Below are 261 nucleotides of genomic sequence, written 5' to 3' on the forward strand. Positions count from 1 at the left end.
GACGCTGGAGTGGCTGGTTCAGCGGGAAGGCGAGCGACTGCGAACCACCAAGAACAGCTCTGAGACGCTGGACTTCAGTTTCAACCGCTCCCGTAAAGTGACCGACGATGGCAGTGGTGGTTGGCAGGGCGTGACCGGCACGCTTGATTATGCGACCGGTGCCTTCTCTATTCAGGTGACCGAGGATTACTCGTACTCCTCTTACTCGGCGGTGCGGCACTTCTCCCACTACCACACGCAAACGACCACCACGGTCAAGAC

Annotated in this window: 1 protein-coding gene; it reads left to right on the forward strand. The window is 59.0% G+C overall.

Features of this window, described 5'->3' with window-relative positions:
• Positions 1-261: hypothetical protein (locus E1189_RS22005; RefSeq protein WP_196220788.1), on the forward strand; the 261-nt coding region annotated here is incomplete at both ends.

The sequence above is a fragment of the Parendozoicomonas verongulae genome (genome assembly GCF_009711465.1).
Classification (GTDB): Bacteria; Pseudomonadota; Gammaproteobacteria; order Pseudomonadales; family Endozoicomonadaceae; genus Sansalvadorimonas; species Sansalvadorimonas verongulae.